This is a genomic window from Allobosea sp. Root670, assembly GCF_001429415.1.
Taxonomy (GTDB): Bacteria; Pseudomonadota; Alphaproteobacteria; order Rhizobiales; family Beijerinckiaceae; genus Allobosea; species Allobosea robiniae.
The window spans coordinates 352931-373370 of the sequence record NZ_LMJU01000001.1 but is presented as its reverse complement, the minus strand read 5'-3'; the positions used below and the strand labels follow the sequence as shown (position 1 = coordinate 373370).

23 protein-coding genes and 1 tRNA gene are annotated in these 20440 nt (G+C 66.6%); 11 read left to right on the top strand and 13 right to left on the bottom strand.

All coding sequences use genetic code 11. The features are described from left to right. Window positions 1-82: 82 nt before the first annotated feature. The 3 genes from ASE61_RS01665 (at window position 83) to sugE (ending at window position 1406) form a co-directional block, all read left to right on the top strand. A complete protein-coding gene (locus tag ASE61_RS01665; protein ID WP_047573001.1) occupies window positions 83-397 on the top strand; it encodes an integration host factor subunit alpha in 315 nt (104 codons plus the stop codon). After that, window positions 394-933, top strand: coding sequence for a MerR family transcriptional regulator (locus ASE61_RS01660; protein WP_082617018.1), 540 nt, complete (start codon window positions 394-396; stop codon window positions 931-933). Before ASE61_RS01665 ends, ASE61_RS01660 begins: the two co-directional genes overlap by 4 nt. 155 nt (window positions 934-1088) lie before the next feature. Further along, on the top strand, window positions 1089-1406 hold the full coding sequence (gene sugE, locus ASE61_RS01655; RefSeq protein WP_061964011.1) for a quaternary ammonium compound efflux SMR transporter SugE: 318 nt from the start codon (window positions 1089-1091) through the stop codon (window positions 1404-1406). A 10-nt stretch (window positions 1407-1416) separates the two neighbouring features. Here the strand turns inward: sugE and ASE61_RS26250 are convergent, their stop codons facing one another. The 4 genes from ASE61_RS26250 to ASE61_RS01640 form a co-directional block, all read right to left on the bottom strand. After that, window positions 1417-1587, bottom strand: coding sequence for a hypothetical protein (locus ASE61_RS26250; protein ID WP_156406951.1), 171 nt, complete (start codon window positions 1585-1587; stop codon window positions 1417-1419). An 88-nt stretch (window positions 1588-1675) separates the two neighbouring features. Further along, a complete protein-coding gene (locus ASE61_RS01650) occupies window positions 1676-2719 on the bottom strand; it encodes a peptidoglycan-binding domain-containing protein (RefSeq protein WP_061964009.1) in 1044 nt (347 codons plus the stop codon). Between the two features lie 158 nt (window positions 2720-2877). Continuing rightward, window positions 2878-3843, bottom strand: coding sequence for a LysR family transcriptional regulator (locus tag ASE61_RS01645; protein WP_061964007.1), 966 nt, complete (start codon window positions 3841-3843; stop codon window positions 2878-2880). 47 nt (window positions 3844-3890) lie between these two features. Continuing rightward, window positions 3891-4316 (bottom strand): DoxX family protein, encoded by a 426-nt coding sequence (locus ASE61_RS01640; RefSeq protein WP_061964005.1) that lies wholly within the window; start codon window positions 4314-4316, stop codon window positions 3891-3893. Between the two features lie 202 nt (window positions 4317-4518). On the opposite strand from ASE61_RS01640, the gene ASE61_RS01635 reads away from it, so the two are divergent. Together ASE61_RS01635 and ASE61_RS01630 are read left to right on the top strand one after the other, a co-directional pair. Next, window positions 4519-5451: a ring-cleaving dioxygenase gene (locus ASE61_RS01635; protein ID WP_061964003.1), complete on the top strand. Its 933-nt coding sequence runs from the start codon at window positions 4519-4521 to the stop codon at window positions 5449-5451. 106 nt (window positions 5452-5557) lie between these two features. Further along, entirely contained in the window at window positions 5558-6181 is a 624-nt protein-coding gene (locus ASE61_RS01630; protein ID WP_061964001.1) for an alpha/beta hydrolase, read from the top strand. Between the two features lie 52 nt (window positions 6182-6233). Here ASE61_RS01630 and ASE61_RS26245 read toward each other — a convergent pair whose 3' ends face one another. Continuing rightward, window positions 6234-6476: a hypothetical protein gene (locus tag ASE61_RS26245; protein WP_091855531.1), complete on the bottom strand. Its 243-nt coding sequence runs from the start codon at window positions 6474-6476 to the stop codon at window positions 6234-6236. Between the two features lie 588 nt (window positions 6477-7064). On the opposite strand from ASE61_RS26245, the gene ASE61_RS01625 reads away from it, so the two are divergent. Further along, window positions 7065-7142: transfer RNA gene (locus ASE61_RS01625), tRNA-Pro, on the top strand. Window positions 7143-7373: 231 nt separating this feature from the next. Continuing rightward, entirely contained in the window at window positions 7374-8192 is an 819-nt protein-coding gene (locus tag ASE61_RS01620; protein WP_061963999.1) for a class I SAM-dependent methyltransferase, read from the top strand. A 52-nt stretch (window positions 8193-8244) separates the two neighbouring features. Here the strand turns inward: ASE61_RS01620 and ASE61_RS01615 are convergent, their stop codons facing one another. Genes ASE61_RS01615 through ASE61_RS01605 form a run of 3 tightly spaced genes read right to left on the bottom strand, consistent with a single transcriptional unit; the run spans window position 8245 to window position 12196 of the window. Next, entirely contained in the window at window positions 8245-9405 is a 1161-nt protein-coding gene (locus ASE61_RS01615) for an acyltransferase family protein (RefSeq protein WP_061963997.1), read from the bottom strand. After that, entirely contained in the window at window positions 9402-10646 is a 1245-nt protein-coding gene (locus ASE61_RS01610; protein ID WP_061963995.1) for an O-antigen ligase family protein, read from the bottom strand. The genes ASE61_RS01615 and ASE61_RS01610 overlap by 4 nt, the downstream gene beginning before the upstream one ends. Continuing rightward, entirely contained in the window at window positions 10643-12196 is a 1554-nt protein-coding gene (locus ASE61_RS01605) for an undecaprenyl-phosphate glucose phosphotransferase (protein ID WP_061963993.1), read from the bottom strand. Before ASE61_RS01605 ends, ASE61_RS01610 begins: the two co-directional genes overlap by 4 nt. Before the next feature lie 522 nt (window positions 12197-12718). Here ASE61_RS01605 and ASE61_RS01600 point away from each other — a divergent pair. Together ASE61_RS01600 and mdtI are read left to right on the top strand one after the other, a co-directional pair. Continuing rightward, window positions 12719-13072: a DMT family transporter gene (locus tag ASE61_RS01600; protein WP_082617017.1), complete on the top strand. Its 354-nt coding sequence runs from the start codon at window positions 12719-12721 to the stop codon at window positions 13070-13072. Next, window positions 13069-13404, top strand: coding sequence for a multidrug/spermidine efflux SMR transporter subunit MdtI (mdtI, locus tag ASE61_RS01595; RefSeq protein ID WP_061963989.1), 336 nt, complete (start codon window positions 13069-13071; stop codon window positions 13402-13404). The genes ASE61_RS01600 and mdtI overlap by 4 nt, the downstream gene beginning before the upstream one ends. 9 nt (window positions 13405-13413) lie before the next feature. Here mdtI and ASE61_RS01590 read toward each other — a convergent pair whose 3' ends face one another. Genes ASE61_RS01590 through ASE61_RS01580 form a run of 3 tightly spaced genes read right to left on the bottom strand, consistent with a single transcriptional unit; the run spans window position 13414 to window position 15435 of the window. Continuing rightward, entirely contained in the window at window positions 13414-14580 is a 1167-nt protein-coding gene (locus tag ASE61_RS01590; RefSeq protein ID WP_061963987.1) for a glycosyltransferase family 4 protein, read from the bottom strand. Between the two features lie 16 nt (window positions 14581-14596). After that, a complete protein-coding gene (locus ASE61_RS01585; RefSeq protein ID WP_061963985.1) occupies window positions 14597-15157 on the bottom strand; it encodes a polysaccharide biosynthesis/export family protein in 561 nt (186 codons plus the stop codon). Continuing rightward, a complete protein-coding gene (locus tag ASE61_RS01580; RefSeq protein WP_156406950.1) occupies window positions 15157-15435 on the bottom strand; it encodes a hypothetical protein in 279 nt (92 codons plus the stop codon). Before ASE61_RS01580 ends, ASE61_RS01585 begins: the two co-directional genes overlap by 1 nt. Before the next feature lie 95 nt (window positions 15436-15530). On the opposite strand from ASE61_RS01580, the gene ASE61_RS01575 reads away from it, so the two are divergent. Next, window positions 15531-17693: a GumC family protein gene (locus ASE61_RS01575; protein WP_162260050.1), complete on the top strand. Its 2163-nt coding sequence runs from the start codon at window positions 15531-15533 to the stop codon at window positions 17691-17693. 14 nt (window positions 17694-17707) lie between these two features. Here the strand turns inward: ASE61_RS01575 and ASE61_RS01570 are convergent, their stop codons facing one another. Further along, entirely contained in the window at window positions 17708-18934 is a 1227-nt protein-coding gene (locus ASE61_RS01570; protein WP_061963979.1) for a GNAT family N-acetyltransferase, read from the bottom strand. Window positions 18935-19071: 137 nt separating this feature from the next. Here ASE61_RS01570 and ASE61_RS01565 point away from each other — a divergent pair, with 137 nt between their 5' ends. Further along, window positions 19072-20133 carry a polysaccharide deacetylase family protein gene (locus ASE61_RS01565; RefSeq protein ID WP_413813515.1) on the top strand — a complete coding sequence of 354 codons (1062 nt, stop codon included), beginning with the start codon at window positions 19072-19074 and terminating at the stop codon, window positions 20131-20133. 6 nt (window positions 20134-20139) lie between these two features. On the opposite strand, the gene ASE61_RS01560 is transcribed toward ASE61_RS01565, so the two are convergent. After that, window positions 20140-20349, bottom strand: a complete 210-nt coding sequence (locus ASE61_RS01560; RefSeq protein WP_061963975.1) for a DUF2842 domain-containing protein — start codon at window positions 20347-20349, stop codon at window positions 20140-20142. Window positions 20350-20440 lie beyond the last annotated feature (91 nt).

The window sequence follows — 20440 nt, the reverse complement described above, 5'->3', positions numbered from 1 at the left end:
GGGCGCCTAGCGTCCGCCGTCCATAATGGCGAAGGGTTGGCGGTTTCAGGCCGCCGCCCGCAATACGCCTTGGAGGATATGAATGGCGGGGCAAACGGTCACTCGTGCGGACCTGTGCGAGGCTGTCTACCAGAAGATCGGCTTGTCGCGGACGGAGTCGTCGAAGCTTGTCGAGGCGGTGCTCGACGAGATCTGCGACGCGGTCGCGCGCGGCGAGAATGTGAAGTTGTCCTCGTTCGGATCGTTCGTCGTGCGAGACAAAGGCGAACGAATCGGGCGTAATCCCAAAACTGGCGTTGAGGTCCCGATCGAGCCGCGTCGCGTGATGGTGTTCAAGCCCTCGAACGTGATGAAGGCCCGCATCAACGGGCAGACGGGTGAGGGTGAGACTGAGTGAGCCTGGAGTTCCACGCCGGCGATACAGAGGCCGAATTGGACACCAAGAGCCCAGATGCCTTCCGGACTATCAGCGAGGTCGCCGAAGACCTCGACATACCCCAGCACGTCCTGCGTTTCTGGGAAACCCGCTTCAGCCAGATCAAGCCGCTGAAGCGCGGCGGCGGACGCCGTTATTACCGGCCTGACGACGTCGCCCTGCTCAAGGGCATCCGGCGCCTGCTCTATGGCGAAGGCTACACGATCAAGGGCCTGCAGCGCATCCTGAAGGAGCAGGGGCCGCGCCATGTCCAGGCGATCGGCCGGGGCGCGCCGATCGGGGCGATGAGCAGCGCAGCGCCGGCGGTCACGCCGGGCGGTCCGGGCGCCATGCCTGGCGCCGCTGCAGAGGCGGGGCCCGAACGGCTGGCGCCTTACCGGCAGCCCGTTCCCGAAGGGCTTGACGACATCTCGGTCCTCACGGCGGTGCTGAAGGAACTCGGCGAGTGCCGACGCATCCTCGAACAGGCCTTGCAGCCGGCGCCGGACACGGCCTGATCCAGACTTGCGGTCGCGCCCGGGGCGTTTGCGCCGATGCAGGCGCGACGCGGGTTGATCGCTCCGCTCCTGACCATAGCTTCAAGGCCGAGGACGACCTGGCACGTCCCGTTTCCGGCGCGGATCGTCGCGCCTCATCACTGGGGAGCGCCGGCATGGCCTGGCTTTATCTGTTCATCGCGGGCCTGTTCGAGGTCGGCTGGGCCATCGGCCTGAAATACACGCAAGGCTTCACCCGGCTCGTCCCGACCGTGTTCACCGGCGCCAGCATGGTCGTCAGCTTGGGCCTGCTCGGCCTTGCCCTGAAATCGCTGCCCGTCGGCACGGCTTACGCGGTCTGGACCGGCATCGGCACGATCGGCACGGCGATCCTCGGCATCGCTCTGCTGGGCGAGCCGGCGGGCGCCCTGCGGCTCGCCTGCATCGGCCTGATCGTGGCCGGGATCGTCGGACTCAAGCTGGTCTCGGCGTAAGCGCCGAGGCTCAGCTCCGGCGCCAGGATTCCGGCCAGTAGCCGCCGCGCTCGATCATGACGATCAGGACGATGATCGCCAGCGTGACCAGGATGGTCATGAGCTTCGCGTTCCAGGGCACGCCGCGGCCGATCAGCCAGATCAGGCTGAGGCCGATGATCAGGGGAATGACGATCTCCATCGGGCGAGCCTACAGCACGGAGCCGGTCGATGGGAAATTTTCCGTCGCCCTCGCTCGGCGGCCGGGATTCTGCCAAAGGCTGCCGGCGCTATTTTTTTTGGAACTCGATTCCGACGCGCAGGCCCACGGTGGAGGAGAAATCGAAGCCCGGCGGAAGGATGTTGATCCTGGCCCGGTCCGACCAGACCGAGGCCTGGATCGAGACGCCCGCATCGAAGCCTACGACGGCATCGATCTGAATCTGCCGGACTGGGCCAAGCCGCACTTCCGATTTCGTGATGTTGGCGATTGCCTTCGTCTCGATCTTGGCCCCCGCGGAGGCCTGGCCGATAGCCCCGCCCAGGCCGATGGCTCCTTTGATCGTCGTCCAGAAATTGGCCTGGGCTCCCAACTGCAAGCGGTTGGCGACATTGATCACAGGTGTCGAGATGCCGGCGGACGAACGAAACTCGACCGAGAGATTGCGATCTTCGATGCTGGCTTTAGGCACGAACTCGCTCTTGAAATAAGGTCGTATGAAACCGGGTAGCTGCGGTTGCAGGACCTTGTCGACCGAATAGCTGACGGAAAAGCCTTTGAAATCCTTGAACTCGCCGTAAAGATACAGGGTATGGGGCAGCCGAGGGTCGAATGTCGGCAGCTTGTCCAGGACATGGAACGGCCCCAGTTGCTTGACGCCGTGGGCGATCATCGTCGCGGTGCGCAGTCCCGGCTGCCGTAGCTCCAGTTGGGGCAGTTCGAGCCCTGTCTTTTCGAGCCGCGGCGCATCGGTCCAGAGTTTGACCAGCTTGTCGCGCGATAGCAGGGCGCCCGCCGCGTCGAGCAGCGGCGGCGGCGGCAGGCTCTTCCCGGTAAGCTCGAAGGCCTTCTCGGGAATCATCAAGGTCATGGTCTGCGTCAGCGAATGTTCGTCGAACAGACGGGTCGCGGTGTCGTTGCCGACCTTGCCATCGTCCCCAAGCCCACAGGCGCGCTGGAAAGTCTTGACCGCGCTTTCGGTGTTGTCACCGAAGATGCCGTCGACCTTGAGGTTGTTCTTGCCGCCATTGACCATGTTGATCGTGTGCTGGACCGAGGCTGTATTGTTGCAGCGCGCCCCTTTGGCGATCGATTTCTTGGCAGGCTCCGGCATGTTCGGCCCCCGTCGCGGCTGGCCCTGACAATCGCGGGCGGCCGCCAGCGCCGCGATTCCGGCAGCGCCCGAAACAGGCTGCCGCCTTCGTCCAGAGCTAACATTGCGGAAGCTCCGGCCTCGTCATTCACATGAGGGATGAGCGGCGAGGGACCCTGCTATGGAAGCTGGGATTCCGCAGGCGCACCGGCCGGCGCCGCGGTCCGGCCGATCGGGCGCTCCCCCTCGACTAGCGGCTTCAACCGCCCGAGCTCGACCGCCAGGAAATCGAGGAAGAGCCGGACGCGGGGCGTATGCCGCATGTCCGGATGGGTCAGCAGCCAGAGGTCGGCTGCGAGATCGGGATCGGGCTCGCCGAATCGTCTGAGGCCGGGGCGCGTGTCGCCGATGAAGCAGGGCAGGAAGCCGATGCCGATCCCGGCCTCGACTGCCTCGGCAAGGCCGAGCACGGTATTGAGCTTGTAGACGACACGCTCCGGCGTGACGTGGCGGGCGAGATAGCGCACCGCGCTCAGCATGGTGAACTGGTCGCCGAGCGAAACCCAGCTGCGCTCCCACAGGCTTTCGCGAGAGGGCAGCTCCGCATCGGGGAAATCGGCGGCACGGCCATAGAGCGCCCAGGCGATCCGGGCGGGCTTGCGGCCGACCAGCGTCTCCGGCGGATTGTCGGTGGCGCGGATCGCGACATCGGCGTCGCGCTTGGAGAGATTGGCGGCTTGGTTGCCGATCAGGATATCGAGCCGGATGTCCGGGCATTGCGCGAGGAAACGGGCGAAGAGCGGCGTCAGCAGGTCGACCAGCAGGGAGTCGTTGGTGGCGACGCGCAACTCGCCGGCCGGCTTGATCTCCTGCCCCGCGAGCTTGCGCGAGAAAGCGGTGATGTCGTCGTCGACGCGGCCGGCGAGCTGGATCATCTCCTCGCCGGCTGGCGTCGCGACATAGCCGCTGCGGTGACGCTCGAACAGCTTGGTGCCGAGCGCCTCCTCGATCTGGCCGAGGCGACGGAACACTGTCGAGTGGTTGACGCCGAGCGCTGCCGCGGCGGCCGGCAGCGCCCGTTTGTCGGCGATCGCCTTGATTAGGCGGAAATCGTCCCAGGCCAGAGGCTTCGCGGCTTGATTCATCCGCTCACTCTCGGCCAAGGGACGCTCCCCTTCAAGGCGGGCTCGCGTCACGCCAAGGCCGGCTTGGCGCTGATGGCCGAGCGCGTGCCGGTGACGGCAAGCGCGCCATCGCCGATCAGCACATGCGCGAAGGCGGTGAGCGCAAGGAAGGCCGGATATTCCCAGCCGCCATTCGGCGCATTGAAGACCCAGCCGTTCGGGGCGTGGATGGCGAGAGCGCCCAGCAGGACCGGCAGCAGCGCGGCTGAAACGAGACGGCCATGGAAGCCGATGAGGATGGCGATGCCGCCGATGAGCTCGGCCAGCATGATCGGCCAGGCGAGGAAGCCGGGCAGCCCGACCTGCTCAAGAAAACCGGCGAAGCCGGCGGGCGTGAAGATGACGAGCTTGAGATAGGCGTGGGCGATGAACATCAGGCCGAGCGCGACGCGTAAGGTCAGGGCGCCATAAGGAGCGAGGCGATTGTCGATCATGGGACGTCTCCTGAAACAGGACCGGTTGGTCTCGAGGCAGAAGATCGATCGGACTTGTGCGCAAATCAAATTGTAGAATGGCGATAGTCACATTGCATCAATGCAATGAATTGCCTCTGGCGCTCGGCCGCTTCCATGCCGATCTTCCAGCTAACGGGGCGGATATCTGCCCATCGCGATCGAGAACACGGAGGAGCTTGCCATGCAGATCAACGGCCTTCATCACGTCACCGCCATCTCTGGCCCGGCGCGCCGCAATCTCGACTTCTATGCTCGGGTGCTCGGCCTGCGCCTCGTCAAGAAGACCGTCAATTTCGACGATCCCGGCACCTATCACCTCTATTTCGGCGATGCGGATGCCGCGCCCGGCTCGATCCTGACCTTCTTCCCGTGGGAGCATGCCGCTCCGGGCCGCCTCGGCGTCGGCGAGACGCAGGAGACGGTCTTCCGGGTTCCGGAAGGTTCGATCGGCTTCTGGGCGCATCGCTTCGTCGAGCAGGGCGTGCCGCATGAGGTGCCGGTCAAGCGCTTCGGCGAGACCGTGCTGAGCTTCCGCGATCCGGACGGCATGAGGCTCGCCCTCGTCGGCCTGCCCGGTGTCGAGAAGGAGCCGGCCTGGGCTGACGGCGGCATTCCCGTCGAACATGCGCTGCGCGGCTTCCACAGTGTCAGCCTGCTGCTGGCCGATGCCGCGCCGACGGGGGCCATCCTGAGCGACGTTTTCGGTTTCACCGAGATCGGGCGCGAGGACACGCTGATCCGCTATGCCGCGAAGGGCACGGCGATCGGCGGGGTGATCGACCTGCGCGTCGCCGGCGGCTTCCTGCCGGCCCGGCAGGGCGCGGGCTCGGTCCACCATATCGCCTTCCGGGCGGCCGATGACGCCGCGCAGGGGGAGATGGTGCGCCGTCTCGTTCAGAACCACGGCATCAGCCCCACGGAACAGCGCGACCGGAACTATTTCCGCTCGGTCTATTTCCGGGAGCCCGGCCATGTCCTGTTCGAGATCGCGACCGATATCCCCGGCTTCGCGATCGACGAGCCCGCGGCCGAACTCGGCCGTTCGCTGAAGCTGCCGCCTCAGTACGAAGCGCATCGCAAGGAGATCGAGGCGGTCCTGCCCGACCTCGGCTGACGAGACCCGCCGCCCGCCGTTCAGGCGGGCGGCGGAGCGAGACCACGACGCCCTGCCTGCTTATCGCAAGGGGCAGGGCGGTTCCGCTCGATGAAGGGAGACGACCATGACCGCCACGACCGTCGATACCGATTTCATCCATGTCTTCGAGCCGGGTAGCGATCCGGCCCGCAGGCCGCTCCTGCTCCTGCACGGCACCGGCGGCGACGAGCGCGACCTCCTCTCGCTCGGCCGCACCGTTGCACCGGGCGCCAGCCTGCTTTCGCCGCGCGGCAAGGTTCTCGAAGGAGCGGCGCCGCGCTTCTTCCGCCGCCTGGCCGAGGGTGTCTTCGACGAGGCTGATCTCAGGCAGCGCACCGACGAGCTGGCCGATTTCGTGCTCTTGGCCCGGGAGCGCTACGGCCTGCCGGCGCCGATCGCGCTCGGCTTCTCCAATGGTGCGAATATTGCGGCGGCGCTGTTGCTGCAGCGGCCCGAGATCCTGGCCGGTGCCGCGCTCCTGCGCGCGATGGTTCCCTTCGCCGAGCCGCCGCGCGCCGATCTCACGGGCAAGCCGGTGCTGATCCTGTCGGGCGCGCTCGATCCGATCGTGCCGACAGCCAATGCCGAAGCGCTGGCGCGCCAACTCGGTGAGAGCGGCGCCGCCGTCGAGCATCGCGCATTGCCCGCGGGGCATGGTCTCGGGCAGGCCGATATCGGCCTTCTCGGCGACTGGCTGGCGCGCAACTGATCAAGGGCGGCATCGGGAGCATCGGACTGATTACGGCATCCAGTCCGGTGCTCTAGGCCCGGGCGAGCACGTTTCCGACCGGATCCGCCACGATGAGGCGGCGCGCCTTCCCGGCCTGCTCGGCCATCAGGGCCATGTCGATCCGTTGGCGATACTCCGCCCAGGACCCCAGGCTCAATCCGCAATTGGCGCAGGAGACCACGCTCGCATCGCTGAGCGCGTGCGGAACCGAGACGCCCGGCGAGCCGCAATCCCCGCAATGGAAACCATTTTGTCTCAACGCGATACCGTCCATGCTGATCGTCGACGCAGCGGCAATCCGCGTGCCGCGTCGGCATCAAAGGCCATCGCAGATGACCATTGCCTGAACGCGCTTCGTGATCGGAAGCCGGCGGCTATTCGACGGTGGAGGTCAGTTCGCGATGCTGGTTATGCTGGTTTCGCTCGGCTTCGGAGCGCGAAGAGACCAGGCGCAGGACCGGGCGGACCGCCGGCTGCGCCGAAGCGAGATCTTTCCGCCCGGCGGCCGCACGCCGGATTTGGGCACGCCGCGCGATAAGCGACATCTGTTGCTTGTGTTTCATGATCGAATGACCCGGAGCCGCACTTTCATCATCGCTCCAACGCAAGTGTTCGCGCAGCCCCCATTTGGGGTGTCCGCTTTCGAAAGGCCGATGCGATGTCCGGATCCGGTTCCGAGAATGAGGATCAGGGCCGCGCCCGTTGATCGCCGATCCGGCGCTCTAGAAGGCGGGTTCGGCGCCGTCGGCCTGACGGCAATCGCCTGGGCGATACGAGCCGTTGCCGTCATGCGACGGGATTGTTCATGATCGTCTCGAAGCGCATTGCATCTGCCGCGCCTCGCCACTATAAGCCGACCCGTCGGAGCGTAGCGCAGCCCGGTTAGCGCACTTGTCTGGGGGACAAGGGGTCGGAGGTTCGAATCCTCTCGCTCCGACCATTCAAATCCCTGAAAATCAACGGCCAGCCATCTCTCGCATGCTTTCGGGCGTCGCGAGGCGCCTTTGCGGTGCTATGAGCCGAGCCTGATTCGAGGCGATGGATTCGCCCTTCGCTCGCGCCGTTGCGGCTCCCGTGATTAACCCTTCCTTAGGCTTGTCGTTGCTCTCGCGCCGTCGCGCAGCCAATGTCGTGATCGGGGCGGGCAGGGCACGAAGAGGCGGAAGCGATCATGTCCATGGCGAGTCTTGCGATCACGGCCGCCGAGCCGGGCCGTCGGGAGATGACGGAAGCCGCCGGTTCACTTGCGAATTTCTTCACCGGGATCAAGCCCGATTGGCACTCGCAATGGGCCTGGGATCACTATGAGGCGACCATCCTCGGACTGGCGCATCAGTTCGGCCTGCGCCGCGTCTGCGAGATCGGCGGCGGCCGCGATCCCCTGTTCACCCAGGAGCAGGCCGCCCGCAACGGCATCGATCTCATCGTCAACGATATCGATGCCGGCGAGCTGGCGCTGACGGCGCGCGGACTCAAGACCGCACGCTTCGACATCGCCGGGGACCTGAGCGAGCCGGATGTCACGCGTGGCGGCTATGACATGATGGTGTCGCGCATGGTCTTCGAACATGTCGACGGGGTCGAGCGGGCCTGGGCCAATATCCATGAACTGCTGGCTCCCGGCGGCGTGGCGCTGGCCTTCTTCCCGACGCTCTGGGCGCCGGTCTTTGCCCTCAACCATGTCCTGCCGGAGAAGGTCTCGCACGCCATCGTCCACGCCCTGTTCCCGGCACGTCGCGACGGCGGCGGCGATCCGAAATTCCCCGCGCTTTACGATTGGTGCCGTGGCAACCCCGTCTTGCTCGAGCCGATGCTGAAGCGGGCGGGCTTCGCCGAAACCCATGTCCAGCGCTTCTGGGGGCACGGCTATTTCGACCGGATGCCGGGTCTGAAGCAGGTCGACCACGTCTTCAATGCGCTGGCGGCGCGTGTCGGTTGGAGTTTCGTGACGACCTATGCCTATGTCGTCGTCCGCAAGGGCCGGGGCTGAGCACGCTTCGCCAGCTTCGAGACGGCATCAACCCGGCTGGAGAAGACCTGCCTCAGCCTGCGGTATGGCCGGCTTCGCTGTCTTTTGCCCAGCGTGATCTGTCCATGGCCGGACGCTGTTCGCGCGCCGTACCCGTGGTGGAGGGGAAACGCAGCCTGCGCCCGATCGGACGTTCGACCCAGCGGTAGAGCAGGGTGGATGCGACGGCTGCAACCGCGATGGCGACCGCGATGTAGATCTCCAGTGGCAGCGCCCCGCCGACCAGCCTGATCCAGACCTCCCGGAGCGGGCGCAGCGCGAAGGGGTGGAACAGATAGAGGCTGTAGGAGGCATTGCCGAGCCCGGTGAGGAGCAGCGCCAGCCGCGGCGTGGCGCCGCGATAGAGCGCCGCTCCTGCGACGATCATCACGGCCGGGATGCCCCAGCGCAGCGCCGGCAGGGTCGTTTCCCCGGCGTCGAGGCCGTGAATCCTGAGGATGGCGGCGAAGCCGAGGACCACGAGCAGCGCAGCGCCCGGCCCCGGAAGGCTCACGCCTTGCCTGTGGAGCAGTGCCAGGAGGCAGCCGAACAGGAATTCGAGGATGATCTGCTGCGTCCAGAAGGCGAGCTGGACCTGCGCCGGCTGCAGCAGCATCCCCGCCAGGGCGAGGCCGCCGATGACGAGCGTCAGTGCGGCCATTCCGCGCCGCAGGGGCAGCAGCATCGCGCCGGCAAACAGCACGTAGAAGAACATTTCCAGGTTGAGCGTCCAGCCCAGCGCCATCACGGGCCTGGTCTCGTCGCTGCCGCGCAGGCTCGGGATGAACAGATAGGAGGCGAGGATGTGCTGCCAGTCGCCGAGCGGAACGTTCAGGAGTTGGGGAGCGGCGAGGCCGCCGAGCAGCAGGATGCTGGTCAGGAGCCAGTAGAGCGGCACGATCCTGGCGATCCGCCGGGTGAGGAATACCCGCCATGCCCCTGGCCGGCCGAACAGATCGGCTGAGGTGTGGACCATGATGAAGCCGGAAATCACGAAGAAGATGTCGACGCCGATGCCCCAGCGCATGAAGGACAGGTCGATGGCGGGCAGGCCCACGCGCGCGCCGATGGCTTCCGTCTCATGGGCGGCATGGCCGAGGACGACCAGCAGCGCCGCGATCGCGCGCAGGGCCTGGATGCTCTCGATCTGGCCGGATGGCGCCGTTCCGCTGGCCAATGGCGCAGCCGCCGTCATGAGCGCCCCTCCGCGCCGCCGTCGCCCGGCCCGAGTGCCGCCAGGCCCCAGATCAGGCCGAGCATCAGGTAGAGATGCCGCCAGTGGTCGCTGTCGATCTGGAAGCCCTGCAGGATTGTGACGAAGAGCACCGACCAGATCGCGATGGCGTGGAGCTGGGTCGGGCCGGGCCGGAACACCACCCGCCAGCCGACATAGCAGGTCGCCACCATCAGGCTGATCCATGACAGCCCGCCGAGCCAGCCATAGGAGGCGAAGGCGTTGATATAGACGTTGTGCGGGTCGGCCTGGTTGAAGAGCCAGCGGAACTGCAGCGGTCCGAAACCGTTCGGCGCGTCCAGCAGCATCGGGATGGCGCGCAACTGGTTGCCGAAGCGCCCCGTGACGCCCTGGTCATATTCCTGGTCGAGGCTGGCGCGCGCGTCGAAGACGTTGCGGATATCCTCGAAGGACAGCGCGACCAGGAGCGCGGCCACCATGGCGACGAGCGCTGCCAGCGACATGGTGACGATCCGGCGCCGGCTGGCGGCGCTCGGAGCGGTCAGGAAGGTGAGGGCGATCATGAGCGCCGTCGAGACGACGAGCACGCCCCAGGCGCCGCGCGAGAAGGTGAAGAACAGCGCGGCGAGCGGGATGCTCAGCGTGACCAGGCCGCGCGCCATGCCGACCTGGCCGGTCAGGATGCGCTGCAGCACATAGACGATCGGCAGGGCCAGATAAGGGCCCAGCACGTTGGGGTCCTTGAACGTTCCGGCGGCGCGGCCATAGAGCGTGAAGATCGAGCCGAGCCCGGCAATGTCGAAATAGCCGAGCAGCCCCGCAAACCCTGCGACCCAGGCGGCGAACAGCCAGCCGCGGCGCAGGGTCTCCAGCCGGCCGGCCGCATCCTGGGACATGATCCCGGCGATGAAGACGCAGGTGATCATCAGATAGACCGACACCGCGGTGAAGCGCACCGAGTCGCCGTCGCCCATCCAGGGTATGAGCGAGAGGATGCCGCCGATATTGTAGCCGAGCAGCAGGACTGCGAGCGGCAGAAGCTTCTGCGAGAACCGGATGCCGGTGAGCGCGAAGACGAACAGCGCCAGCAGGAAGACGACCTCGTAGGGCGAGGGCTCGACCAGGGCGAGGCCGCTGGCGGCGCCGAGCAGCCAGAGGGTGCCGCGCTTGATGGCGGCGTAGGAAATCGCCAGGCGCGAGGCCCGGCCTGCCTGCGGCGGGTTTTGCGCCAGCGCGCTCAATAGGCGTTCTCGTTCTTGGTCAGGAGCGAGAACGGCGTCTTCACCAGGATGTAGAGGTCGAGCAGCACCGACCAGTTCTCGATATAGTAGAGGTCGTGCTCGACGCGCCGCTGGATCTTTTCCTCGGTGTCGGTCTCGCCGCGCCAGCCGTTGATCTGGGCCCAGCCGGTGATGCCGGGCTTGACCTTGTGACGTGCGAAATAGCCGTCCACCACCTGCTCATAGGCGCGGTTGGAGGCCTTGGCATGGATGGCATGCGGCCGCGGGCCGACCAGCGACAGGTCGCCCTTGAACACGACGTTCAGGAGCTGCGGCAATTCGTCGATCGAGGTCTTGCGGATGAAGCGGCCGACGCGCGTCACGCGCGGATCGTCCCTGGTGACCTGCTTGGCAGCGGCGTGGTCGGCCATGTCGTTGCGCAGCGAGCGGAACTTCAGGACGTCGACGGTCTCGTTGTTGAAGCCGTAGCGCTTCTGGCGGAAGAACACCGGCCCCGTGGTATCGAGCTTGATCGCGATCGCCGTCACCAGCATCACCGGCGAGAGCGCGATCAGGGCGAGCGTGCCGACGACCTTGTCGAACGCCCATTTGACGACGATGTCCCAGTCGGCGATCGGCCGGTCGAACACGTCGAGCACAGGCACGGCGCCGAAATAGGAATAGGAGCGCGGCCGCAACCGCAGCTTCGACAGATGAGCCGAGAGGCGGATGTCGATCGGCAGCACCCAGAGCTTGCGCAGCATGGTCAGAAGCCGCGCCTCCGCCGAGATCGGCAGGGTGAAGATGACGAGGTCGAGCTTGGTGCGGCGTGCGAATTCGACGAGGTCGTCGATCGTGCCGAGCTTGGGATAGCCGGCGACGAGATCGGGCGAGCGCTCGTCGTTGCGGTCGTCGAAGACGCCGCAGATGCGCAGGCCCGTATCCTTCTGGCTTTCCAGGGCGCGGATCAGCGCTTCGCCGGCCTCGCCGCCGCCGACGATGGCCGTGCGTCGCTCCAGCCGGCCGGTGCGGGTGAGATAGCGCACGCCCGCCGTGGTGACCACGCGCCCGGCGAGCAGGGCGCCGGCACCGGCGAAATAGAAACCGATCAGCCAGCCGCGCGAAACCTGATCGCCGATCTTCAGGAAGAAGAAGGCCGCGAGCGCGACCAGGAACAGCATCGTCCAGCCGGCGACCAGGCGCACGCCGCTGCCGACGAAATGGCGCAAAGCTCCGATCGGGTAGAGTTGCAGCGCCTGGAAGACCGCAAGCGAGCCGAGAGCCAGCGCCGCGACCGTCACCTGATAGGGCAGCGTGTACTCGACCTTGCCGGCCGCATAGAGCCAGTAGATCAGCCCGCCAGTCCCGAGCACGGCGATCAGGTCGAGCAGCCGGGCCGCGCCTTCGATCATCACGGGCGACAGCGTCGGCTTGACGGGAATGGCCGCGATGCGCTCGGCCAGCGGGTGGAAGCGCCGCGTCTGGCCCTTGTCGGACCCGCCGAACATCGTCGGCGAGGCCGAGGCGGCCGCATCCGCCTTCATCATATCGCGGACGTCGAAAGTCCCCATGACCCATACACCCTCAACTCGGAGCGTCGCGCCGGAGTGCGGCGATCCCGGTTCGGCTGTATCCGAAATTGCTCTCGGAACGTTTAACCCGACCGCTTGCTGTTTCGGCGGATTCGTAAGGCTCCGGAGCGCCGCGAAGGCGCTTGCCGCATGTTCTATGGAGGGTGCCAAAACGCGATGGCGAAAAAGTGGATTTTGTCTTGGTCGGCCAGTGATTTGGCACAGGTTTAAACCGTCTGAAAAAGTTGCGATTTCCCGCAAGTGATTGTTATTGCAAGTGATCGTGTGTTGACAGAATAGAGTGGCGTAGGCATATTGGCTGTCGATGAGTGTCTGAGAAGCATATAACGCTCAAGAAGAGCGCCGCGCCCCGACAGGTGTTTTTGCCTATGGCGTCGGTTGCTGGAGTTAAGCTCCGGCTCTGTCTTCTTTTCGGATCTGTCGATTTAAAACTCTAACGATTGCTTGGCTGTCCCTGCGTCGCACCCGTGACGTTCAGCGCCGGCTTCGCCCGTGTGCAACATGTCTTTTCATTGGTTGGTTCTGCTCGCGGCGATCGCCGTCGAGATCGTCGCGACGGCCGCGCTGAAGTCGGCTGTCTCCACCTCATGGCTCGTCGGCACGCTGCCGCTGATCCTGATCGGCTTCTCCTTCATCCTGCTCAGCATCGCGTTGCGGGTCATTCCGATGGCGGTCGCCTATGCCGTTTGGGAAGGGCTCGGCATCGTCGGCATCGCGCTGATCGGCCATGTGCTCTTCGGAGAGCATCTGACGGCTGCCCGCGCGGCCGGCCTGGCCGCGATCCTGGCCGGCATTCTCCTCATCGAGAACGGAGTGGGGCACGAACGCAGCGAGGGCGACGGGAGGCTCGTGTGACCGCCTCCTTCACGCAGGCTGCGCCTTTCCTCTGGCTGCTGCTGGCCGTCACGCTCGAAATCGGCGGCACCTATCTGCTCAAGCTTTCGGACGGCATGACCCGTCGCACGATGGGCGCCGGCGGTATCGTGCTCGTCATGGGCGCCTTCGCGGCGCTCGCCCAGGCGATCAGGGGCATGGACCTGTCGGTCGCCTATGCGGTCTGGGGCGGGGCGGGTCTGGTGATCACCGCGATCATCGGCGCGCTGGTCTTCGGCCAGCGCATCAGGCCGGTGGGCTGGCTCGGCATCCTGCTGGTGGTCTGCGGCGTCGTCGCGCTCAAGCTGGTTTGAAGCAAGGCTTCAGGCGATGCCGCGCGTCTTCAGCGCATCGCGATAGGCGGCGATGACGCCGTCGATCATGACGTCCAGGCGGAAGTTCTGGTGGACATGGCCGGCGAGGTCGGCCGCCTGGGCGAGGCGCTCGGCTTCCGGCGTATCGAGCATCGCCCGGATCGCCCCGGCAAGGATCGTCGGGTCGTTGGCCTGGATCAATCGCTGGCGATGGTTGGGGCCGTAGATCTCGCCAATACCGCCGACATCGGTCGAGATCAGCGGCTGGGCAGCCGCGGCTGCTTCCAGGATGACATAGGGCAGGGATTCGGCCCGCGACGGGATCACCATGGCGCGGGCGCGAGCCAGGGCCTTGCGGATGGGTGCCGGCGGCTCGAAGACGCACTGGTCGGCGACGCCGCGTTCGCGCGTCATCTGCCGCAATTCGTCTTCGTCCGGTCCCGAGCCGATGATGAGGATCCGCGGCGTCAGCCCGTCGCGGCGGCGCAGCAACGCCAGCGCGTCGATCAGCGTGTCGACGCCCTTGGCCGAGCGCAGTTCACCCAGATAGAGCAGGTCGAATTCCGCCGCGCCATGATCGATCGGCTCGAATTCCGCGTCGGAGACGCCGTTGAGCACCACCCGATGGTCCGTGCGCGGCACATGGCCGACATGGGCCTCGAAGCGCCCGGCGATGAAGCGGCTCTCGAACAGGAACATGTCGGTCGCGCCTTCGAGCAGGCGCTCGACGCTCATATAGACCTTATGCTCCACGCTGCCGGGCTTGTAGTTGAAGCTGCCGCCATGGGGCGTGTAGGCGGTGACATAGCGCCTACCGGGCGAGAACAGGGCGGGGATGCGGCCATAGACCCCGCCTTTCGAGCCGTGGCAATGCACGACATCCGGCGCGAGGCGCCGCCGCAGCGACATCTCCGACAGCTGCGCCTTGAGGTCGGTGGCGCTCGGATAGCGCGACATCGGCACCCGCGTCACGCCCAGCGTCAACTGCCCGGCGAGCTCGCGAAAGACTTCGTCGGCTCGTGCCCCGCCGGTGCTGGAATCGCAGAAGATGCCGACATCGTGCCCGCGCTCGACCTGGCCGCGGGCGACGTCGAGGACGTGTCGGAACAGCCCGCCAAGCGGTGCCCGAAAGACATGCAGGATTTTCAAGGGGCGGGAAGCCGGGCTGTCCGTCATGGGGCGCGGCGCGATCTCAGAACCAGCGTTCCTTGATGACGATGGTGTCGCCGGGCTGGACCGGATAGGTGATCGGCACGGTCGCGGTCACGGTCTGTCCCTCGATCTGGCGCGTCACCTCGGCAGAGGAGCGCAGGCCCCGCGGCGTGAAGCCACCGGCGATGGCAACGGCCGTCTGCACGGTCATGCCGTTCACATAGGGGAACTGGCCGGACGTGGTGACCTCGCCGAGCACGAAGAACGGCCGGTAGGTATCGACCTCGACCGAAACCTTGGGTTCGCGCAGATAGCCGCCGCGCAGCTTGGCCTCGACCGCCTGGGCGAGCTGCACCGTCGTGCGTCCCTGCGCCTCGACCGAGCCGATCAGCGGCATGGCGATGCGCCCGGCGCCGTCGACCGCATAGATATTGGAGAGATTGTCCTGCCCGAAGACGATGATGCGCAGCCGGTCGCCACTGGCGAGCCGATAAGGCCCCGCCGGTTCGGCGAGCGCGTAGTCCGACGCCGGATAGCGGGGCGCGCAAGCGCCCGCCATCATGGCGGCGGCCAAGGCGAGAGAGGCGAGACGTCGACTCATCACTGGCTTACCCGTGCAGAACTCGCCCGATCTTTAGGCCCGGTATGGTTAACAAAGGCTTCCCGTGGGCCGTTTTGGGTGCCGGGGCGGCGGAAGGATGGTTCAAGCGCCGCCGTCCGGCCGTCGAGATCAAGGCCCAGAATGTCGCGCTCGGCGGACTGGCGACGGCCGTCAATAAGCCCGATGGCCAAGTCGAACGCCTGCACCGACAACGGCAAGTCTTGAGGTAGAATGCCTCCAGATAGATACCCGATGCCGCCAGTGATCATGATTAACAAATTGAGATTGTTAGCAGTTCATTAGGCTTACTGAGCGTTCAATGTCGCCCGCGTCCCTTCCAGGGGGCGAGAGTTTTGCGTCGATAGGTGGGCCCATGACCGCTCAAGCTGGGATTGATGCGCGCGGCGCCGGAGAAGGCCGGGGCGACATGCTCGATCTCTCCACCCTCTGGGCGGCGATCAAGCGCCGCAAGTTCTGGATCATTGCGCCGACGCTCGCCGCGCTCGGCCTGTCTTTCGTCGCGGTGAACGTGGTGACACCGCGTTATACCGGCGAAGCGAAGCTGCTGCTGGAGAGCCGCGGCGGCTTCTATGCCCTGCCGGGCCAGGCCCAGACCGATAGCGGCCAGTTCGATTCGGAGGCCGTGCAGAGCCAGGTCCAGGTCATCATGTCCCGCGACCTTGCGCGCGAGGCGATCAAGCGGATCGGGCTGGTCGGCAACAGCGAATTCGATTCGGGCGTCGGTGCGTTGAGCGCCGTGCGCAAGCTCGCCGTGATGATCGGGCTCGGCGGCCATCCTGCCGACCGCTCTCCGGAGGAGCGTGTCCTCGAGAAATATTATGACCGGTTGCTGGTCTACCCCGTCGGCCGTTCGCGCATCGTCTCCGTCGAGTTCACCTCGCGCGATGCGGCGCTCGCCGCCAAGGGCGCCAACACCATCGCTGAGACCTATCTGGAGCTCCAGGAAGCGGCGAAGCAGGAGAACGCCCGCAGCGCCTCGAACTGGCTCTCGACCACGATCGAGCCCCTGCGCAAGCGCGTCGCCGAAGCTGAGGCCAAGGTCGAGGATTACCGCTCGAAGAACGGTCTGTTCTCCGGCCCCAACAACACGACCATCTCGTCCCAGCAGCTCACCGACCTGTCGGCGCAGCTCTCCAGCGCTCGCAGCCAGCAGGCGGAGTCGCAGGCCAAGGCGGGGTTGATCCGCGACGCCATCAAGCAGGGGCGTACGTTCGAGATTCCGGATGTCGCCAATAACGACCTCGTCCGCCGGCTGATCGAGCAGCGCGTCAACCTGCGCGCCCAGATCGCGGCGGAATCACGCAGCCTCCTGCCGGAGCATCCGCGGATCAAGGAGCTCAACGCCCAGCTTCTCGATCTCGAAGGCCAGCTCCGCGCCGCTGCCGAGCGCACGGTGCGCACGCTGGAGAACGAGGCCAAGATCGCCGGCCAGCGCGTCGAGAGCTTCCAGGCCGCGCTCGACGGGCAGAAGAAGAACGTCTCCAGCGCCAATGACAGCGAGGTGCAGCTGCGCGCGCTGGAGCGCGAGGCCCGCACGCTCCGCGAACAGCTCGAGCAGTACATGCAGCGCTACCGCGAGGCGGTCGCGCGCGACACGATGAATGCGACGCCGGCCGATGCGCGCATCATCTCGCGCGCGGTGGAGCCGACCGAACCTTCCTTCCCGAAGAAGGTGCCGGTGGTGCTGGTCGCGACGCTCGCGACCTTCCTGATCGCGCTTGCGACGATCGTGACCCGCGAATTGCTCAACGGCCAGGGCAGGTCTCTGCCGGACGCTCCGCGCGGACCGCGCTGGGTGTCCGCCGGCTCCTCGGAAGATGAGATGGAGGCGCCTGACCCGGTGCCGGGTGCGCCGCGCCATGCGCGTGTCGCCGGTCTGCTCACACATGCCGGGAAGCTCGGTCAGGCCCGGCTCGACCTCGACCGGCCCGAGCTGACCTTGGCGGAGATCGCCGAGCGGACCCATGAGCCGGCGCGCGGCATGGCGCCGCTGGCGCTGGTCCTGGATGGTGCCGGCGACGGGGCCGCCAGGCCGCGCGATCTCGCCGAACTGCTCGCCCAGCGCTGCCGCTGCGTGCTCGTCGACCTGTCATCGGATCACGGGGGCGGGGAGGCCGGCTTCTCGGAGCTGCTTGCCGGTGAGGCCCTGTTCTCCGACATCATCACCCGCGCGTCGGGTTCGCGGCTGCATCGCATCGGCGCCGGCCGCGCCGGCCGCACTGCGGTTCTGGCGGCACCCGATCTGGTCGACGTCGCGCTCGATGCGCTCTGCGAAACCTATGACTGGGTGCTGGTCGCCGCCGCCTCCAACGACGACGGCACGGTGCTGGCGCCGGTCGCCCGTCGGGCGCAGGCCGGGCTCGTGATGAGCGGGCAGGTCGGCAACGGCCATGCCCTCGAGACGGCCTACCGCCTGAGCGAACTGACCGAAGCGCCGGTCACGCTGATCCTCGACGCCGAGGGCGGCGTGCCCATGCCCCCGGTTTCGCGCACGGAAATGCCCGTCGGCGCCTGAGGAGCAGGGCGGCCCTACTCCTCCTCGGAGCGCCTGCTCCTGAGCCAGCCCGATGCGCGCTGGGCGAGCTTCAGCGCCATCGGCGAGCGCTTGATCCGCCGCTTCAAGTCGCGCTTCGTCCGGGCGATCCGGGCGAAGACGCGGCCCTTGAAGGTCAGGGGCAGGAAGCTGTCGACGAGATCGTCATGGTCGTCGCAGAAGGTGGTCTTGTAGCGGGCCTCCCCGACGCCGAGATCGAAGACCGCGACACCCTCACGGGCTTTCAGGCGGATCAGTTCGGCCAGCAGCAACTCCCCCGGGCTGGTCTTGACGGTTTCGCTGGCCATGTCGAACGAGGTCGCCATGCCGGAGAAGCGTTCGCCCTGGATCGTGCCGACATAGGTCGCCACCGAGCGGCCGGCCAGGTCGAGGGAATAGAGTTCGATCGACGGGCGAGCGCTGCCGCATGCTATCGCCGCGCGCTCCAGGAAGGCGCGCATCGCCGGCTCGGCGAAGGGGTCGGGCACGCCCATGCTGCGGAAGCGCTCGGCCTTCTGTGACAGGAAGGCGTCGATGATGCGCGTGATCTCTTCGGGCGTTGCCGCTCGTACCAGCGTCGATGGCCCGAAATCCTTGAAGCGGCTGTGCTTGTTCTTGAGCTTCTTGCGGGCATGGCTGCTCATCGAGCGCCTGAGCGTCGCGTCCCCGTCCCCGGCGATCAGGGCGAGCTTGTAGGCGCGGCTCGGGCTCGGACCGGCGGCGAGTTGCGCCGCGGGATTGGTGACGCCCTGCCAGGTGACAGGCTGGTTGACGAAGGCCAGCGCATCGAGCCCGCCGATCGCCCTGCCGATCTCCGTCAGCATCTGCGCGGTCAGCGCTGCATCGAGCTGTGCGGCGAAACCCGGAGCGTAGAGCCCCATATGGTAGTTCGCGTGCTTGCCACCGATGAACTCGGCGAAGCGGAAGCCACTGCGCCCGGTGACGATAAGCGGCAGCAGGGCGCAGAGCGCCCCGGCGGCGTCATGCACCAGGGCGTAGCGGAAGGTCATGTCATGCGCCGCCCCGATCGTCTCGGCGAAATGCCTGACCCAGTCATAGCTCTGATAGGGCGTCACCAGCGCGCTCGCCTCGAAGGCGCGCCATGTGTCCGCCAGCGCGGCGACATCTGTCTCGATCGCGATCGAGGCCCAAGGGCGCGTTGCGGGGCGGCTGGCGGTGATCGCGTCCGGCGGGGCCGGCGTTGGTGCGGCGATGGTGGGCATGCGTCCTTCGCCCATGCGAGCAGAACAGATGTAAGCGTCCTTAACCCGTCATTGTGAACGGATCGGCCACACTCGCCCGGCCCGACTGCGCGATCGCGCGATAGCGTTAGCGGGGGGTTGCAAAGGGGCGGCAAAAGTTGGCGGCGATGAACGGGCGTCACAGGGCCATCGCGGCCGCATTCCGGATGATGGCGGCGACGGGCGCCGATCGCTGGAGCCGCGGCGTCGCGCAAGGGCAGGGCGTGATCCTGACCCTGCATCATGTCCGGGCGGCGCAGACGCGTGGCTTCGCGCCGAACGCCCTGCTTGATATCACCCCGGATTTCCTCGACCGAGCGCTTCGCCTGATCCGGGCCGAGGGCTACGACATCGTCTCGTTGCAGGAGGCGCTGGCGCGCCTGCGCAATCCGAAGCCCGGCCGCTTCTTCGTCGCGCTGACCTTCGATGACGGCTATCGCGACAATGTCGAGGAGGCCTGGCCAGTTCTGGCCAGGCACGAGGCGCCCTGGACGCTGTTCGTGACACCGGGTTTTGCCGACCGCACGGCGCGGCTCTGGTGGCTGGAGCTGGAGGAGGCGATCCGGGCCTTGCGACGGCTCGATCTCGCCTTGCCGGATGGCCGTTTCACCGCCCGGACAGAGACCGATGCCGAGAAGAACCGCGCCTTTGCGAAACTCTACTGGCGTCTGCGCCGTGGCCCGGAAGCGATTCTGCTCTCAGTGATTTCCGATCTTGCGGCCGAAGCCGGCATCGATTCGGTCGCTCTCGTCGAGCGCGAGTGCCTGCCCTGGGAGACGCTGCGGGCCTTGTCCGGCGCACCGGGCGTGACCATCGGCGCCCATACCCTGACGCATCCGATGCTGGCGAAGCACGACGCGGATGTCGCGCGCCGCGAGATCGTGGGGAGCAAGGAGCGGTTAGAGGCGGAACTGGGCATCCCGATCCGCCATTTCGCCTATCCGGTCGGCGATCCCGGCTCGGCCGGGCCGCGCGATTTCGCGCTTGTCGCGGAGGCGGGCTTCGAGAGCGCGGTGACCACGCGGCCGGGTCATCTCCTCCCCGAGCATGCCGCCCATCTCCATGCCCTGCCGCGGGTCTCGCTCAACGGCCTTCACCAGAACGATGCAGCGCTGCGGGCGCTGCTGTCGGGGCTGCCGTTCTGGTTACGGAGTAGGGGGCGGAAACTGGACGTCGCCTGATAACGATCAAGCCTCGTCTTTCCTCTCCATCCACTTGATCAGCGGCAGCAGCGGCAGCACCCAGGCGAGGCCGAGCACGATATAGGCGATGGTCTGCACCGGCTTCGACGCCTCGGTGATCCGCCCCTGCGCCAGCGCCATCGCGACGAGCGCATAGACGCAGACGAAGACGAGGATCAGCACGGTCCCGAGCAGCTTGCGGTTGCGTTGTTTCATCGGGCTCTCCACGGGGCAGACCTGGCTGCTGCGGCAATGCGGGCGTTGTCGCGCCGGAGCGACGGGTCTATGTCACCGGCAGCCGCGCTTG

What these genes read in the sequence shown, in the direction of transcription:
- ASE61_RS26250 (WP_156406951.1), bottom strand. Translation starts at nt 1,587, where the DNA reads ATGGAGATCGTCATTCCCCTGATCATCGGCCTCAGCCTGATCTGGCTG.
- ASE61_RS01585 (WP_061963985.1), bottom strand. Translation starts at nt 15,157, where the DNA reads ATGAGTCGACGTCTCGCCTCTCTCGCCTTGGCCGCCGCCATGATGGCG.
- ASE61_RS01560 (WP_061963975.1), bottom strand. Translation starts at nt 20,349, where the DNA reads ATGAAACAACGCAACCGCAAGCTGCTCGGGACCGTGCTGATCCTCGTC.
- ASE61_RS01665 (WP_047573001.1), top strand. Translation starts at nt 83, where the DNA reads ATGGCGGGGCAAACGGTCACTCGTGCGGACCTGTGCGAGGCTGTCTAC.
- ASE61_RS01645 (WP_061964007.1), bottom strand. Translation starts at nt 3,843, where the DNA reads ATGAATCAAGCCGCGAAGCCTCTGGCCTGGGACGATTTCCGCCTAATC.
- ASE61_RS01630 (WP_061964001.1), top strand. Translation starts at nt 5,558, where the DNA reads ATGACCGCCACGACCGTCGATACCGATTTCATCCATGTCTTCGAGCCG.
- ASE61_RS01600 (WP_082617017.1), top strand. Translation starts at nt 12,719, where the DNA reads ATGTCTTTTCATTGGTTGGTTCTGCTCGCGGCGATCGCCGTCGAGATC.
- ASE61_RS01635 (WP_061964003.1), top strand. Translation starts at nt 4,519, where the DNA reads ATGCAGATCAACGGCCTTCATCACGTCACCGCCATCTCTGGCCCGGCG.
- ASE61_RS26245 (WP_091855531.1), bottom strand. Translation starts at nt 6,476, where the DNA reads ATGGACGGTATCGCGTTGAGACAAAATGGTTTCCATTGCGGGGATTGC.
- ASE61_RS01575 (WP_162260050.1), top strand. Translation starts at nt 15,531, where the DNA reads ATGACCGCTCAAGCTGGGATTGATGCGCGCGGCGCCGGAGAAGGCCGG.
- ASE61_RS01590 (WP_061963987.1), bottom strand. Translation starts at nt 14,580, where the DNA reads ATGACGGACAGCCCGGCTTCCCGCCCCTTGAAAATCCTGCATGTCTTT.
- ASE61_RS01650 (WP_061964009.1), bottom strand. Translation starts at nt 2,719, where the DNA reads ATGCCGGAGCCTGCCAAGAAATCGATCGCCAAAGGGGCGCGCTGCAAC.
- ASE61_RS01570 (WP_061963979.1), bottom strand. Translation starts at nt 18,934, where the DNA reads ATGCCCACCATCGCCGCACCAACGCCGGCCCCGCCGGACGCGATCACC.
- sugE (WP_061964011.1), top strand. Translation starts at nt 1,089, where the DNA reads ATGGCCTGGCTTTATCTGTTCATCGCGGGCCTGTTCGAGGTCGGCTGG.
- ASE61_RS01620 (WP_061963999.1), top strand. Translation starts at nt 7,374, where the DNA reads ATGTCCATGGCGAGTCTTGCGATCACGGCCGCCGAGCCGGGCCGTCGG.
- ASE61_RS01615 (WP_061963997.1), bottom strand. Translation starts at nt 9,405, where the DNA reads ATGACGGCGGCTGCGCCATTGGCCAGCGGAACGGCGCCATCCGGCCAG.
- ASE61_RS01640 (WP_061964005.1), bottom strand. Translation starts at nt 4,316, where the DNA reads ATGATCGACAATCGCCTCGCTCCTTATGGCGCCCTGACCTTACGCGTC.
- ASE61_RS01605 (WP_061963993.1), bottom strand. Translation starts at nt 12,196, where the DNA reads ATGGGGACTTTCGACGTCCGCGATATGATGAAGGCGGATGCGGCCGCC.